Raw genomic sequence first — 13,593 nt, 5'->3', positions numbered from 1 at the left:
TATCTGCTCGCCGGTTCGCCGGCTGTCAGCGTCGCCGGGCGCGCAGCACGCCGGTCAGCATGGGCACTGTGAACTCACCGTTGGCGGTCTCCGGTCGACTCCCGAGGAAGGCGCGGACCCGGTCGAGTGTGGCCGCTCGTTCCGCGCCCGGCATCACCAGCATCCCGGCCCGCGTCGCGAGCGTCGCGACGAGCGAGTCGGCGGTACGCCGCTGACCGTGCGGGAACTCGACCTGCTCCGCCGACCCGAACCGGGCGATCAGGCCGGTGCGCGCAACGACCATGTCCGCCGTCGCCGCGCGCCAACTACTCAACGTGTCACGCGGGCCGATGGCGGCACTCCCGCTGACGCGTTCGAGCCCGGCAACCCAGTCGATCCGGTCGTCCATGATGTTCCACAGACCGGCCAGGACACCGCCCGGTGCGAGGACTCTGGCGACTTCCGCCCCGGCGACGGTCATGTCGAACCAGTGCAGGGCGTTGCCGGCCAGCACGGCGTCGACGGACGCGTCCGGCAACGGGATCGCCTCCGCGCTACCCGGCAGGGCACGGACGGCCGGCAGCGCACGGCGTAGCTCGGCAAGCATCGCCGGGTCGGGCTCGACCGCGACGACGTCCGCGCCCACCGCGATCAGCGTCGCCGACAACTTGCCGGTGCCGGCGCCCAGGTCGAGCACACGCAGGCCGGGCGCGGGCTCCAGCGCCCACCGCACCGCGGCCTGCGCGTAGTCCGGGCGGTGCTCGGCGTACGCGGCAGCGGCCGCGCCGAACGACGATCGCAGCAGCTGTTCGGCCATGCGGTCAACCTACCGCCGCTCGTGGGCATCGACTGCCCCGTGGCCGGCGTGCAGATCCTGCGGAGCCGGTGGGGCGTCCCGCCAGCCCGTCTACGTGCTCGGCATCCCGGTCAGGTTGATCATGATCCACTCGCCTTCCTGAATACCGCGCTATCGAGGTCGGAGGGACACCGCGACATCAATGAAGCCGAGTCGATCATGCATGTCAGACGTTGAAGCGGAACTAAAGGCCGCTGCTGCGCTACCAGCGGCGATATCTTCGGACACCTGCTCCCAAGGCGTCTCAAGCTGCCATGCTTGCTCGCTGTTTAACGACGTTTCACGGTGTCTTGTGGCCCCGGCGTGCCCCACGGCCGGGCGCGGCGTGGCCTAGCTGCCGACACCCAGCAACCGACCGCGAGGGGATCAGGTCGCCACCCAAGGGCGGGCCCGAGACAAGGACGCGGCTTGCAGGTCAATAAGGACGAGGAGGTTCGCTTACATAGGGGTAGGGATCAGCTCTCACCTTGTCAACACACCATTGCTGGCCATCGGCGTCCGTCCACCGCACCCGCCATGCCACCACTGATGGCTCTTGTTCACCCGCGTTCAGGCGCAGGGACTCCGCTTGCTCCGGCTTCCATACGTCTGAATGCCCGGCCATGCTTGGCTGTTCTGTGAGCTTTGTCGGTACCGTCCATACTTCGACGTAGAGGTCTAGTATCGGTCGATCACTGTGGTTCTCAACCTTAAATTCAATCCTGTACTCATTCTGCCCGAAACGTTCTTCAGGTGACACAGACCCGGGGCCACCAACACGCACCAACTTCGCCTGAGCCAAGGACCGCCTGAAGTCTCCATTCTTGCGGTCTCTACCTTCTTTGCCAGCCAGGTAGAGCGCCACAACGATGGCAGCAGCGGTAGCAAGGGCTCCCAGCGCCTGGCCGATGGCGCTAATCCAGGCCGCAGCACCTTCGCCCGAGTCTGTGGTCGATCCCACGAGCATCGGCCTACTATACGAGCGGGGCGCAGGCCATAGCGATGACGCGCCGCAAGGGGCTTGAACCCCTAACCCGAGACGTGACCAAGAAGCCGGCCAAGGCGGACGTACCGGTGCGATGACCTGGCCGACAGCCCTCGGCATCTCTCGACATCTCGCACACGTTCTCGCTGTCAGCTGTGTCGATTCTGTGCCAGATGATCTTCTGTCTAGGTGTCAGACCGGGTAGTGGAATCCAGACCGTCTGTCGCGGTCAACCCGATCGTCACCCGGTTAGTGTCGACAATCCGATCGTTGTGCCCGCCGGAGATCGCTGGGTCCGCTGTCGTGGCCATCGATGGGAAGATGCTCGAATGACTACATCCACACCCCTCTGGGTGCCACTGGCGGTTGCAATCGTCGGCGTGGCCGGAACTCTTGGGGCTACGGTCTTTAGCCAGTTTTGGTCCCGGAAGATGGATGAGCGCAGGTGGCGGCGAGAGCGAGAAGCAGAGAACGTTCGCTGGACTCGGGAACGAGATGAGCGTGCGGCCCAGTGGGAGCGAGAAGATCGTGCGCGTTGGCTCGCGGATCGGCGTGATGGCTACGCCGCATCGCTCGCGGACTACCATACCTTGACGAAGGCCATCGACCGTGTTTATCGGGAGGTCAAAAGACGTAACAGTCGTGCATCTGATGACGAACTCAGCGAACTAGCAGAGTTGGAGGCGAACTGGGAACGGTCATGCAATTCACTTAGGCTGATTGCGCCGAAAAAGGTAATGAAGGCCATATGGATGCTTTACGGTGTGATCGAGGAACAGATAGAGGTACTTGAAGAAGGTGAGCTGAAACCCAAAAAAGTCCTCGCCCGCGTGAACGACTACCTCACCGTCTACAAAGCAATGCAAGAAGATCTCGGTCTCTCGGACGGCACCTACGCCTCAGAATGACTCAGCGCCAGCTAGCCATTCCGATGCTCCTATGGACGTCAACCCCGACCCCTTGACCCCCAGGCAACGATCAGGACTCATCAACCTGCCCTAACCCACGTCGTGGGCTGGCATCGGCGTCCTTCATCGTCCGCCACCGTCCACGCGTGTACGCCGTGATCGTCACCCATTTAGTCACTCAGCCTGGTTGTCGGTTACCTCTCGTGCGCGGGCCGGGGCGCGTCTGCCGGACGAGGGCTCAGCACGTGCCGCAGCACCTCGGGACTAGCGGCAATTCTGCCTAATTCGCCGAAAAGCACCGGTATGGAGCGTCGGACGGCGCGAGGATGCTCCCCTTGATATTCTCCCCGACGATGGCCCGTAAAGACGCGCGTTAGAGGCATGCGCGGCGTCCTTGGCGGGTAAATCAATCGAGGGGAGAATTTTGTTAAAGCGCAGATTTGCCCGCCTAATACTCGCATCCACTGCGGCTGTTGCGATGCTGACTGCGGGGACTCCTGCATTCGGGCAGGAACCCACCTTGCTTGCGCCAGCAGTGCCGGCGAAACCGGATGGCGCCCCCACCTCGGCGGCCGCAGATGATCCACTCGACGACTGCTGGTTCATGTTCCCCTACAGCGGCAACAACTTTGTCAGTGCTCGATACAACGAGAGCGGCAGCCCTTTACGAGCCAATTCTCCGTCGGCAGGCGCATGGGAGCGATTCTGCATATGGCCATGGGGTTATGATCAATTGGGCTTTAGGACATACGCAATCCGATCGGAAATCAATTACAAGTTCGTCAGCGCGAGGTTGAATGAGGCGGGCCACCCACTGCGGGCAACTGCTGACAGCATTGGAGCTTGGGAGGTGTTTCGTTTCCGCCCGAAAGATGGCGGCTACAATTTAGTTATCCCCAGCAACGATGAGTTCGTGAGTGCAAGGCTGAACGTGGCAGGGTTCCCACTGCGGGGCACCGCTACGATTCCCGGGAATTGGGAGCTGTTCTACCTTACGCACTAATGCATATGGGAAAACGCCTCCGATATTCCGCAATTAATGCGCCGTCCAGTCTGCCGTCGACCCGCCCTCCGAGGGAGCGGGCCGCCGCCCGGCCCGCCATGTCAAGCGGACCTTGACGCATGTTCGGACGCTGGCGGGTCGGGCGGCGGTTTGCTCGGCTTGCCCGGGTCGATGGCAGGCGGGATGGCCTACCGCAACCACCCACGGACCGTGACCCGCCGACGCAGCCCCGGCCATCCTGGAGCCAGAGCGCCCCCGCCGGAGGCGCAGTAACCGCAACCCCACCACCCACCGCCAGTTCGCCGATGCGGCCCGGCGGGCGCTCCCCTACGCCGCGCGGTCCCGCCGCGCGGCCCAGCCGGCTGCCGGCCCACCACTACCCGGTCAACCGCCCAGTCGTCATGCGGCGGCCCCTTGGGCTACCCGCTTCCGCGCCAGCCGCCGGGCGTGTTGCGTGGCCGGAGTCGGAGCGCCAGCGGAGCGACGGACACGCGCCCAGGCGGCGGCGCGTGCGGCCCGTTGCGGGCCGCCTTGAAGTCGGTCGGCACCTGCGGTACGACCCGGTCGACGTCAGGACTTGGCTCGCCGGACAGGCGGCCTGACATGGGTAGCGTCGAGAAGCGCATCCGCGACGGTAAGGTCACCTGCCTTGCTCGCTGGCGGGACGACGCTCGCCGGCAGCGGAAACGCTCCTTTACCCGAAAGGGCGACGCTGACCGATTCCTCGCTCAGGTCGAAGGCGACATCCTGCGCGGCCAGTACGTCGACCCGTCCGACAAGACGACCGTCATCGAGTACGCCCGACGCCGGGCCGCTGCCCGCGCCCACCGGCCAACGACTGCCCGACGGGTGTCCGGGCTAGTCGAAACGCACATCGCCGGCACTCCGCTCGGCTCCCGTCGACTGGCGGCCGTCGTGCCCTCCGAGGTCCAGGCATGGGCGGCTGACCGATCCAAGGTGCTCGCACCATCGACCCTGCGGAACCTGGTTGGCCTGCTGCGGTCGATCTACGCGGCTGCGGTGCTGGATCGGCTTGTCGGCCGTTCTCCCGTGGTCAGAGTTAGCCTGCCGTCAGCCCACCGGGAACGCATCGTGCCGCTCACCGTCGACCAGGTGCGCGCCCTGGCCGCTGCAATGCCCGCTCGCAACCGGGCCATGGTGATCGTGCAAGCCGGCCTCGGGCTGCGCCTCGGCGAGCTGCTCGCGTTGCGAGTCCAAGACGTCGACCACACGGCCCGGACCGTTCGGATCGAATGGCAGTTCGCGCCGCAGTCCAAGGTGCGTACCGAGCCGAAAACCCGCCGCTCGCGCCGAACCGTCCCACTCCCCCAGGTCGTGGCGACCGCCATCAGCGAGCACTCGGCACAGTTCCCGCCGGCTGCCGACGGCGCCATCTTCACCACCCGCTACGGCGGGCCGTACCGGCACGACTACTACGGCTCGCTGATCTTCTCAGCAGCCGTCGAGCGGGCCGGGCTACAGAAGGGCACCACGAGCCACGACCTGCGGCACCACTACGCCTCGGTACTGCCGATGCAGGGCGAGTCCGTCATCGTGGTCGCCGAGCGGCTGGGGCACGAGAACGCGACCCTGGTCCTGTCGACGTACGGCCACCTGATGCCGGACTCGGAAGAACGCACCCGCCGCGCCGTCGATGACGCGTGGGGTTGTGCCCCCGACGTGCCCCACGGCAGCGACTCAATCGCCTGACCTGCGGGAACAGGCCTGATTCAGACGTTGAAGCGGAACTCCACCACGTCGCCGTCCTGCATGACGTACTCCTTGCCCTCGATGCGGACCTTGCCCGCCGCCTTGGCCGCCGCCATCGAACCGTGTTCGACCAGGTCCTGGTACGAGACCACCTCGGCCTTGATGAAGCCGCGCTGGAAGTCGCTGTGGATGACGCCCGCGGCCTCCGGCGCGGTGGCGCCGATCGGGACGGTCCAGGCGCGCGCCTCCTTCGGGCCGGCCGTGAGGTACGTCTGGAGGCCGAGGGTGCGGAAGCCCACCCGGACCAGTTGGTTGAGGCCGGGCTCGTTCTGCCCGATCGACTCCAGCAGTTCGCGGGCCTCCTCCTCGGGCAGGTCCACCAGCTCGGACTCGATCTTGGCGTCCATGAAGATGGCCTCGGCGGGGGCGACCAGGGCGCGCAGCTCGTCGAGGAACGTCTCGTTGGCCAACTCGGCCTCGTCGACGTTGAAGACGTACAGGAAGGGCTTGGTGGTGAGCAGGTGCAGCTCGCGCAGGTGCTCCAGCTCGATCTTCGCGGCGGCGGCCCCGGAGTACAGGGTGGTGCCACCGTCGAGCACCTCGATCGCGGCCTTCGCGGCGGCGACGGCGGCGGCCCGGTCCTTGCGGAGCTTGGCCTCCTTCTCCAACCGGGGCAGCGCCTTGTCCAGGGTCTGCAGGTCGGCGAGGATCAGCTCGGTGTTGATCGTCTCGATGTCGTCGGCCGGGGAGACCTTGCCGTCGACGTGCACCACGTTCGGGTCGGAGAAGGCCCGGACGACCTGGCAGATCGCCGAGGCGTCCCGGATGTTGGCCAGGAAGGCGTTGCCCCGGCCCTGCCCCTTCGACGCGCCACGGACCAGGCCGGCGATGTCGACGAACGACACCGGCGCCGGCAGCACCTTCTGCGAGGAGAAGATCTCGGCCAGCTTGCCCAGCCGCTCGTCGGGGAGCCCGACCACGCCGACGTTGGGCTCGATGGTGGCGAACGGGTAGTTCGCCGCCAGCACGTCGTTCTTGGTCAACGCGTTGAAAAGCGTGCTCTTGCCGACGTTGGGCAGGCCGACGATGCCGATGGTGAGACTCACGACGGGCCAGCTTACGCCGGTCCCGGCCGGGCCGGTCCAGGCGGCTCCGATTCGGCGGTCGGCAGGTGGTCGATCGTCGGGCCCGCCGGGCCCCGGTTGGCGTTGCTACCCTGCCGGTTCGATCTTCCACCGATGGAGGTGAGATGACCTCGACGTTGCCTGAGCTGTACATCGCCGTCGATGTGGAGGCGGACGGGCCGATCCCCGGGCCGTACAGCATGATCTCGCTGGGCATGGCCGTGGCCGGCCGCCCGGACCTGACCTTCTACACCGAGCTGCGTCCCATCTCCGACGAGTTCGTCCCGGCGGCGCTGGCCGTCTCCGGCCTGGACCGGGACCGTCTGCTGCGGGAAGCGCCCACCGCGCAGGAGGCGATGTCCGCCGCCGCGGCCTGGGTCAACGGGCTGCGGCGGGTCGGCCGTCCGGTCTTCCTGGCCGCCCCGGCCGTCTGGGACGGCATGTTCGTGCACTGGTACTTCGTCCGCTTCGTCGGGCACAGCCCGTTCGGCGCGACCGGCTCCGGCGTCGATCTGCGCAGCTACTGGATGGGGTTGACCGGCAGCGAATGGGTCCAGACCCGCAAAGGCACGATCAAGCACGAGCTGGGCCTGCACGACGTGTCGCACACGCACCACGCCGGTGAGGACGCCGCCGAGCTGGCCCAGGTCTTCGACGCGGTGCTCCGCCGCCGGCAGCCCGCCGAAGAGGCGTCACCCCCGGCCGAGCAGGCGTGACGCCCTGACCGACCGAGCAGGCGTAACGCTCAGCGAGGCGTGACGCTCAGCCGAGCAGGCGAGGGGCGATGACCGCCTCCCGGACGCTGCCGTCCACGCCCCGGCTGACCTCGTACGCCGAGACGCCCTCGCGGTCCGCGATTGCCTCGACCAGCCGGGTGCCCCGGTAGACCAGGCCGACGCCGTCGTCGGTGCAGTGACTCGTGGGGAGCGTGCCGTCGCCGACCAGCTCGTGCATGAGCGGGCGGCGCTGGCCCTCACTGTCGTAGTGCACCCCGTTGCCGTACGGCAACCAGGCCAGGCCGTCGGTGAAGCCGCGCAGCCGCGGCCCGAAACTGTCGGTGGCACCGCCGACGTGCCAGCAGATCGAGCCGGCGGAGACACCGGCCAGCACCACACCGGCCTGCCAGCACTCGTGCAGGATCTCGTCGAGCCCGTGCACCCGCCACACCGCGACCAGGTTGGCGACGCTGCCGCCACCGACCCAGATCACGTCCTGGGCGAGCAGATGGGCGCGGACGTCCTCGACGTTCGGCATCGGGAACAGCGCGAGGTGTGACGGCTCGAACCGGGTGCCGGCGAACGCGCCGTAGACCCCGGTCAGCGAGGTGGGCTGGTCACCGACGGCTTGCCCGAGGTAGCAGATTCGCGGCCGCGAACCGGCCTCAGCCAGCTCGGCCGCCAGCTCGAAGACCGGGCCGGGGCGCAGGTCGTAGGGCCCACGGTCGCCCCGGAGGAAGCCCATGCTGGTGGCGATGATGGTCGGTTCGCTGGCGGGCATCGGGGCGTCCTTCCGTTGCGGGCGGTGCGGCGTCCATCCTGCCGCAGCCGGCCTCCCGCCCGTTGCGTTCCGGCGCGGGGCCCGACCTCCACCCGTGGCGATCATGGTGGTGGCGGGGTGTCCGACAGTCGCAGCCCCCGCCAACTTCCATGATCAACCAGACTGGTCGGGACGCCGTTGCCGGGGCACCTCGACGTCGGGCCACAGCCCCAGGGCGGGACGGTCGGCCGGCGGCAGTTGCCCTGCGGCGGCCCGGGGCAGGGTGAACCGGTCGGCGGCGGCCGGTCCGGCCGAAGCCGACTCGCGCAGCATCCACCGCACCTCGTCGGCCGTCCAGCCCAGCCCCGGCCGGGCGGCGAGCTCACGGATCAACCGCCGACCAACAGTCGTGTCGTCGTCGTAGAAACGCATGCACCAGTGGTGCGTCCACATCCCGAGCGCCCGCAGGCCGGCGTCGTCCAGCGAGCCCACCAACCGGCCGCAGGCGGTGTCGGGGAAGCGCTGCTCGGGATCGCCCGTCCGGTCCCGTTCGATGGCGCCGACGGCGGCCGGCGCGACGGCCCGCATCCGGCGGTAGAAGGACTGCGCCACCGCGCGGGGCAGCGGGGGGAACGCACCCGGTGTCGACGCCGTCGTCCAACCCGCCACGCTCGTCATTCGCCGCACCCCTTCTTCAGTTGGTGGCCGGACGCTACCCGGCGCGACCGACACTTTCGGGCCGAAAAACCCCACCGATCGTGGATAGCGACGATGACCTGGGACGTCTGTATCTGTGACAACGAAACGGGGTGGTGGGTGGACGAGGACGAGCGCGCGCGGCTGGCCGAGTTCGTCGGCAGCCGTACTCCGGCGCTGATGCGGGTCGCGTACCTGTTGACGGGGGACCGCAACGCCGCCGAGGACCTGTTCCAGTCGGCGTTGGCGCGGGCCATCCCCAAGTGGGACAGCATTCGACACGCCGATCCGGAGGGCTATCTGCGGGTGGTGATGTACCGCGAGCAGATCAGCTGGTGGCGGCGGTTTCGACGGCGGCGGGAGACCCCGCTCAACCCGGCGGACGAACCGGTCGGCGGTGACCCCAGCGGCGGCTCCGACGTGCGGTTGGCGATGCGTGCCGCGCTGCGTCACCTGCCACCGACACAGCGGGCGGTGGTGGTCCTGCGCTACTACGAGGACCTGCCCGAAGCCCGGGTGGCCGAGTTGCTCGGCTGCTCGGTGGGCACCGTGCGCAGCCGTACCCATCGAGCGGTGCAGCGACTGCGGGAACTACTGCCCGACGTCGACATGCTGGAGGTACGGCGATGACGGACCCCTTCGAGCACCTCATCCGCTCCACCCTCACCGACCTGGCCGAGGAGGCACCGATCGTGCATGACCAGTTGAGCCGAGCGGAACGGCGGGTGCGCAACCGACGCCGCGCCACGGTGACGGTGGGGGCGGTGAGCACCCTGGCGGCGATCCTGATCGCCACTCCGCTCGCAGTGGCCGCGACCGGCTCGGACGAACCGCCCCCGGCCGTGCCCAGCCCGGCCGGCCCGGCGGCCGTACCCAGCCCGTCGGCACCCATCCCGTCCGCGCCCACCGCGGTGCCGACGGTCGAGCCCAGCCCCGGTGGCGGACTGGCCAGCCCGGTGGGTCCGCCCGGCGTCCCCGGCCGGCCGACTGTGTCGCCGACCCCGTTGACGCCGCCGGGCGTGCCGGGCAAGCCGGGCGGACCGACCGTCTCACCGAGCCCGTCGAGCTCGGCGGGCCCGCCCGGTGTGCCGGGCCGGCCGACGGCTTCGCCGAGCCCGTTGTCCTGAGCACCACCGGTCCGGTCGGCGGTCACCGCACGCCGGCCGGACCGGCCGTCTCACCGTCACCGCCGGAGGCGGGAGCCGGCCGGTCGGAGATTCCGGTCACCTTCGCGCGCCACTCCCCCGCACCGGCGAGCGTCGTGCGGCGCGGCGACCAGCGGGCACCGGCGCACCAGATTTGTCGACGCCGACGTGCCCGCTCATCCTTGGGCCATGACCGATCCCGGACACCCGAGGCGCGCGCCGCGGGGGCACCGATGAGCACCGCCATGGCCCGGGTGCCCGACTCCCTCCGAGGGCAGATCGTCACGCCCGGCGACCGCCGGTACGCCAACCTGCGCTCGACGTACACCAGGTCGGCGTCGCCGGCCGCCGTCCTGCTGCCGAAGACCACCGCCCAGGTGGTCGACGCGCTCCGCTACGCCCGCGAGCAGCGGCTGCCCATCGCGGTCCGCAGCGGCGGGCACGGCCTGTCCGGGGCCTCGTCGAACAACGGTGGGATGGTCATCGACCTGTCCATGCTCAACCGGGTTCAGGTGATCGACGAGCGGGCCGGGCTGGTCCGGGTCGAGGCCGGTGCCCGCTGGGCGAACGTCGCGAAGGCGTTGGCCCCGTACGGCCTGGTGATCAGTTCGGGTGACTACGGCGGCGTCGGGGTCGGCGGCCTGGCCACCGGCGGTGGTGTCGGCTGGCTGGTCCGCGCGCACGGCCTGACCGTCGACCGGGTCCGCGCCGTCGAGGTGGTGCTGGCGGACGGGACGCTGGTGCGCGCGGACGCCGACCACGAGCCGGAGCTGTTCTGGCTGGTCCGCGGGGCCGGAGCCGGCGCGGGGATCGTGGTGGCCTTCGAGATCGAGGCGGCCGAGCAGCGCAACGTCGGTGTCGCGCAGCTGGTCGTCGAGGCGCATCCGGACGGTCGCACGGTCCGGGAGTGGACGAGCTATCTCGCGCAGGCGCCCCGGGAGTTGTCCGCCGCCGCTGTGGTGTTCGCGGAGGGCCGATCGGTGCTCATGTCCATCACCGCCGTGGTCGCCGCCGAGAGCCTGCGTCGGGCCCGACCGGCGGTGGAGCCGCTGCTCGCCATCGGCAAGGTGCTCGAACACCGGACCGACCTGTTGCCCTACCCGACGCTGGTGCCGACCGCGCACCTCAACCCCAACGTCGGGCAGCAGCGTGGCACCACCACCAACGGGCTGTTTGCCGCGCTGGACGACGCCGGGGCGCGGGCCGTGACGCGAGCGGTGACCGGGCCGGGCCGGGCCGTGGTCCAACTCCGCTCGTTGGGCGGGGCGGTCAACGACGTCGCCCCCGACGCGACCGCGTACCCGCATCGCCACCAGGACACCCTGATCGTGGCGTCGGTGTTTCCGCCGCAGGCCGACGCCGCGTTGAACGCCGCCTGGCGGGCGGTCGGAGCGCGGGCCGACGGTGCGTACGTCAATTTCGAGAGCCGGCCGGACCCGGCCGCGTTCGCCCGGATCTACCCGGGCGAGACCGGAGCCCGGGTCCGGCGGCTGTGGAAGCGGTACGACCCGGACGGCGTGTTCCGACCGGCCCTGCTGACCGGCCAGCCCAACCGCACCGCCCAGCCCAACCGCGCCGCCCAGCCCAGCGGGTCTGGTCAACCACACCGGCGTCGTCGACGCCCCCGTTGACCGGGTCGCTTCGCACCGGCACGCCCAGGTCCGATTCCCGCCAGCCGATGACCGGTCGAGCGGGGCATCATCGGTGACATGGAGCTGGACTTCGAGCGGTGTTACCGGGCCGTGGACAGCCGTGACCAGCGGTTCGACGGCTGGTTCTACACCGGTGTGACGTCCACCGGCATCTACTGCCGGCCGTCCTGCCCGGCGATCACGCCCAAGCGGAAGAACGTCCGGTTCTTCCCGTCCGCCGCGGCGGCGCAGGGCGCCGGGCTGCGCGCCTGCCGCCGCTGCCGGCCGGACGCCGCGCCCGGCTCACCGCAGTGGGACGTCCGCGCCGACGTGGTCGGCCGGGCGATGCGGTTGATCGCGGACGGGGTGATCGACCGGGACGGCGTGCCGGGGCTGGCCTCCCGGCTGGGGTACACCGAGCGGCACCTGCACCGGATGCTCAGCGCCGAGATGGGCGCCGGGCCGCTCGCGCTGGCCCGGGCGCAGCGGGCCCAGACCGCCCGGATCCTCATCGAGACGACCGACCTCGGGATGGCCGAGATCGCGTTCGCCGCGGGCTTCGGCAGCGTGCGGCAGTTCAACGACACGCTCCGCGAGGTGTACGCGAGCGCCCCGTCCGACCTGCGCACGGCCCGTGGTCGCCAGCGGACGGCGGTCGGGGCGGGGACGATCACGCTCCGGCTGGCGTACCGCCCGCCGCTGCACGCCCGGGCGCTGCTGGACTTCCTCGCGGTGCGGGCGTTGCCCGGTGTGGAGGAGGTCCGCGACGGGACGTACCACCGGGGTCTGCGGTTGCCACACGGCACCGGCCAGGTGGCCCTGACCCCGGCGGACGGGCACGTGGCGGCGACGTTGCGGCTGACCGACCTGCGCGACCTGGCGCCCGCTGTGGCCCGCTGCCGCCGGCTGCTCGACCTGGACGCGGACCCGGTGGCCATCGACGCCACGCTGGCCGCCGACCCGGCGCTGGCCCCGGCGGTCGCCGCTGAACCCGGCATCCGCGTTCCCCGGTCGGTCGACGGCTTCGAGGTGGCCGTCCGCGCCATCATCAACCAGCAGGTCTCGATCACCTCGGCAAGAACCACCCTCACCCGCCTCCTCTCCCACCGCGTTGATCATGAAGTTGACGAGGTCGATGAAGATCAAACCCCAGGTCAACCTCATGATCAACGGGGTGGGCTGCGGGGGTTCTTGGGGGCGGAGGAGCTCTTGTCGCTGCCGGATTCGGCGTTCGGAATGCCGGTGGGGCGGCGGGAGTCCTTGCGGGGGTTGGCCCGGGCCGTGGTGGACGGGTCTGTCGACCTCGCCCCCGGGGTGGATCGGGGGGAGGCCGTCCGAGGGCTGCTCGCGCTCCCGGGCATCGGCCCGTGGACCGCCAACTACCTGGCCATGCGCGCCTTCGGCGACCCGGACATCCTGCTCAGCTCCGACCTCGCGGTCCGGCGCGGTGCCGCCGCGCTCGGCCTGCCCGACACCCCGACAACCCTCGACCGGCACGCCCAGCGATGGCGTCCCTGGCGGTCCTACGCCACGATCAGACTCTGGAGAACGGCATGACCATCGACAGCACCGTACTGCGCACACCGGCCGGTCCACTGAGCATCCTCGCCGGCCCCGACGGTGCCGTACGGGCGGCCGGCTTCACCCCGGACCCGGCGGCACTGCTGCCCCTGGTCCACCCGACCCTGCGGGCACCGCTGCGGGAGCGCACCGACCTCGGGCCGGTCAGCGCGGCGGTCACCTCCTACCTGGACGGTGACCTCGCCGCCATCGACGCGGTGCCGGTCCAGCAACGCACCGGCGGCGAGTTCATGGCGCACGCCTGGCAGGTGCTGCGCGAGGTGCCGCCCGGCACCCCGGTCACCTACACCGGGTACGCCGCGCTGGCCGGTCGGCCACCGGCGGTGCGGGCCGCCGCGGCGGCCTGCGCCCGGAACGCGGCAGCCCTCTTCGTGCCGTGCCACCGGGTTCTTCGCACCGACGGCACGCTCGGCGGTTACCGCTGGGGGCTGGAGGTGAAGAAGTGGCTTCTCGGTCATGAGCGCCGCTTGACGGCAAGCTGACAGAAGCATCGACACCTGTTAGACGCTACCGTCTGGTA

The 13,593-nt window shown here is 69.9% G+C and carries 12 protein-coding genes and 2 pseudogenes; 9 read left to right on the top strand and 5 right to left on the bottom strand.

The window, feature by feature from the left end:
• Nucleotides 1-25 precede the first annotated feature (25 nt).
• Complete coding sequence (locus AB0C03_RS28535; protein WP_030337489.1) at nucleotides 26-796, bottom strand: class I SAM-dependent methyltransferase; 771 nt, start codon at nucleotides 794-796, stop codon at nucleotides 26-28.
• Between the two features lie 454 nt (nucleotides 797-1,250).
• Nucleotides 1,251-1,781 carry a hypothetical protein gene (locus AB0C03_RS28530; RefSeq protein ID WP_357640051.1) on the bottom strand — a complete coding sequence of 177 codons (531 nt, stop codon included), beginning with the start codon at nucleotides 1,779-1,781 and terminating at the stop codon, nucleotides 1,251-1,253.
• 347 nt (nucleotides 1,782-2,128) lie between these two features.
• On the opposite strand from AB0C03_RS28530, the gene AB0C03_RS28525 reads away from it, so the two are divergent.
• Together AB0C03_RS28525 and AB0C03_RS28520 are read left to right on the top strand one after the other, a co-directional pair.
• Nucleotides 2,129-2,707: a hypothetical protein gene (locus AB0C03_RS28525; protein ID WP_357640048.1), complete on the top strand. Its 579-nt coding sequence runs from the start codon at nucleotides 2,129-2,131 to the stop codon at nucleotides 2,705-2,707.
• A 1,606-nt stretch (nucleotides 2,708-4,313) separates the two neighbouring features.
• A complete protein-coding gene (locus AB0C03_RS28520) occupies nucleotides 4,314-5,420 on the top strand; it encodes a tyrosine-type recombinase/integrase (RefSeq protein ID WP_357640045.1) in 1,107 nt (368 codons plus the stop codon).
• Nucleotides 5,421-5,440: 20 nt separating this feature from the next.
• Here the strand turns inward: AB0C03_RS28520 and ychF are convergent, their stop codons facing one another.
• Entirely contained in the window at nucleotides 5,441-6,526 is a 1,086-nt protein-coding gene (gene ychF, locus AB0C03_RS28515; RefSeq protein WP_030337488.1) for a redox-regulated ATPase YchF, read from the bottom strand.
• A gap of 143 nt (nucleotides 6,527-6,669) precedes the next feature.
• On the opposite strand from ychF, the gene AB0C03_RS28510 reads away from it, so the two are divergent.
• Nucleotides 6,670-7,260: a hypothetical protein gene (locus AB0C03_RS28510; protein WP_030337487.1), complete on the top strand. Its 591-nt coding sequence runs from the start codon at nucleotides 6,670-6,672 to the stop codon at nucleotides 7,258-7,260.
• A 46-nt stretch (nucleotides 7,261-7,306) separates the two neighbouring features.
• Here the strand turns inward: AB0C03_RS28510 and AB0C03_RS28505 are convergent, their stop codons facing one another.
• Complete coding sequence (locus AB0C03_RS28505) at nucleotides 7,307-8,041, bottom strand: Type 1 glutamine amidotransferase-like domain-containing protein (RefSeq protein WP_030337486.1); 735 nt, start codon at nucleotides 8,039-8,041, stop codon at nucleotides 7,307-7,309.
• A gap of 153 nt (nucleotides 8,042-8,194) precedes the next feature.
• Nucleotides 8,195-8,698 carry a hypothetical protein gene (locus tag AB0C03_RS28500; RefSeq protein ID WP_030337485.1) on the bottom strand — a complete coding sequence of 168 codons (504 nt, stop codon included), beginning with the start codon at nucleotides 8,696-8,698 and terminating at the stop codon, nucleotides 8,195-8,197.
• A gap of 138 nt (nucleotides 8,699-8,836) precedes the next feature.
• Between AB0C03_RS28500 and AB0C03_RS28495 the strand changes: the two genes are divergently transcribed.
• The 6 genes and pseudogenes from AB0C03_RS28495 to AB0C03_RS28475 all read left to right on the top strand — a co-directional run bounded on the left by AB0C03_RS28495 (nucleotide 8,837) and on the right by AB0C03_RS28475 (nucleotide 13,555).
• Nucleotides 8,837-9,346: a SigE family RNA polymerase sigma factor gene (locus tag AB0C03_RS28495; protein WP_030337483.1), complete on the top strand. Its 510-nt coding sequence runs from the start codon at nucleotides 8,837-8,839 to the stop codon at nucleotides 9,344-9,346.
• Complete coding sequence (locus AB0C03_RS28490; protein WP_051708854.1) at nucleotides 9,343-9,843, top strand: hypothetical protein; 501 nt, start codon at nucleotides 9,343-9,345, stop codon at nucleotides 9,841-9,843. Before AB0C03_RS28495 ends, AB0C03_RS28490 begins: the two co-directional genes overlap by 4 nt.
• Before the next feature lie 251 nt (nucleotides 9,844-10,094).
• Nucleotides 10,095-11,492, top strand: a complete 1,398-nt coding sequence (locus tag AB0C03_RS28485; protein ID WP_357640038.1) for an FAD-binding oxidoreductase — start codon at nucleotides 10,095-10,097, stop codon at nucleotides 11,490-11,492.
• 78 nt (nucleotides 11,493-11,570) lie between these two features.
• A pseudogene (locus AB0C03_RS28480) lies at nucleotides 11,571-12,593 on the top strand (bifunctional transcriptional activator/DNA repair enzyme AdaA); the annotation flags it as partial.
• Nucleotides 12,594-12,665: 72 nt separating this feature from the next.
• A pseudogene (locus AB0C03_RS32370) lies at nucleotides 12,666-13,049 on the top strand (DNA-3-methyladenine glycosylase family protein); the annotation flags it as partial.
• Nucleotides 13,046-13,555 carry a methylated-DNA--[protein]-cysteine S-methyltransferase gene (locus tag AB0C03_RS28475; RefSeq protein ID WP_210861158.1) on the top strand — a complete coding sequence of 170 codons (510 nt, stop codon included), beginning with the start codon at nucleotides 13,046-13,048 and terminating at the stop codon, nucleotides 13,553-13,555. The pseudogene AB0C03_RS32370 and the gene AB0C03_RS28475, both read left to right, overlap by 4 nt.
• Nucleotides 13,556-13,593: the final 38 nt, after the last annotated feature.

This window comes from Micromonospora parva (genome assembly GCF_040649675.1).
Classification (GTDB): Bacteria; Actinomycetota; Actinomycetes; order Mycobacteriales; family Micromonosporaceae; genus Micromonospora; species Micromonospora parva.
Note: the sequence above shows the minus strand (reverse complement) of the source record. Positions and strands in the feature narration are given on the sequence as shown.

Excerpts from the sequence above, each read along its gene's own strand:
- AB0C03_RS28535 (WP_030337489.1), bottom strand. The coding sequence starts at position 796 with ATGGCCGAACAGCTGCTGCGATCGTCGTTCGGCGCGGCCGCTGCCGCG.
- AB0C03_RS28530 (WP_357640051.1), bottom strand. The coding sequence starts at position 1,781 with ATGCTCGTGGGATCGACCACAGACTCGGGCGAAGGTGCTGCGGCCTGG.
- AB0C03_RS28525 (WP_357640048.1), top strand. The coding sequence starts at position 2,129 with ATGACTACATCCACACCCCTCTGGGTGCCACTGGCGGTTGCAATCGTC.
- AB0C03_RS28520 (WP_357640045.1), top strand. The coding sequence starts at position 4,314 with ATGGGTAGCGTCGAGAAGCGCATCCGCGACGGTAAGGTCACCTGCCTT.
- AB0C03_RS28510 (WP_030337487.1), top strand. The coding sequence starts at position 6,670 with ATGACCTCGACGTTGCCTGAGCTGTACATCGCCGTCGATGTGGAGGCG.
- AB0C03_RS28505 (WP_030337486.1), bottom strand. The coding sequence starts at position 8,041 with ATGCCCGCCAGCGAACCGACCATCATCGCCACCAGCATGGGCTTCCTC.
- AB0C03_RS28500 (WP_030337485.1), bottom strand. The coding sequence starts at position 8,698 with ATGACGAGCGTGGCGGGTTGGACGACGGCGTCGACACCGGGTGCGTTC.
- AB0C03_RS28490 (WP_051708854.1), top strand. The coding sequence starts at position 9,343 with ATGACGGACCCCTTCGAGCACCTCATCCGCTCCACCCTCACCGACCTG.
- AB0C03_RS28485 (WP_357640038.1), top strand. The coding sequence starts at position 10,095 with ATGAGCACCGCCATGGCCCGGGTGCCCGACTCCCTCCGAGGGCAGATC.
- AB0C03_RS28475 (WP_210861158.1), top strand. The coding sequence starts at position 13,046 with ATGACCATCGACAGCACCGTACTGCGCACACCGGCCGGTCCACTGAGC.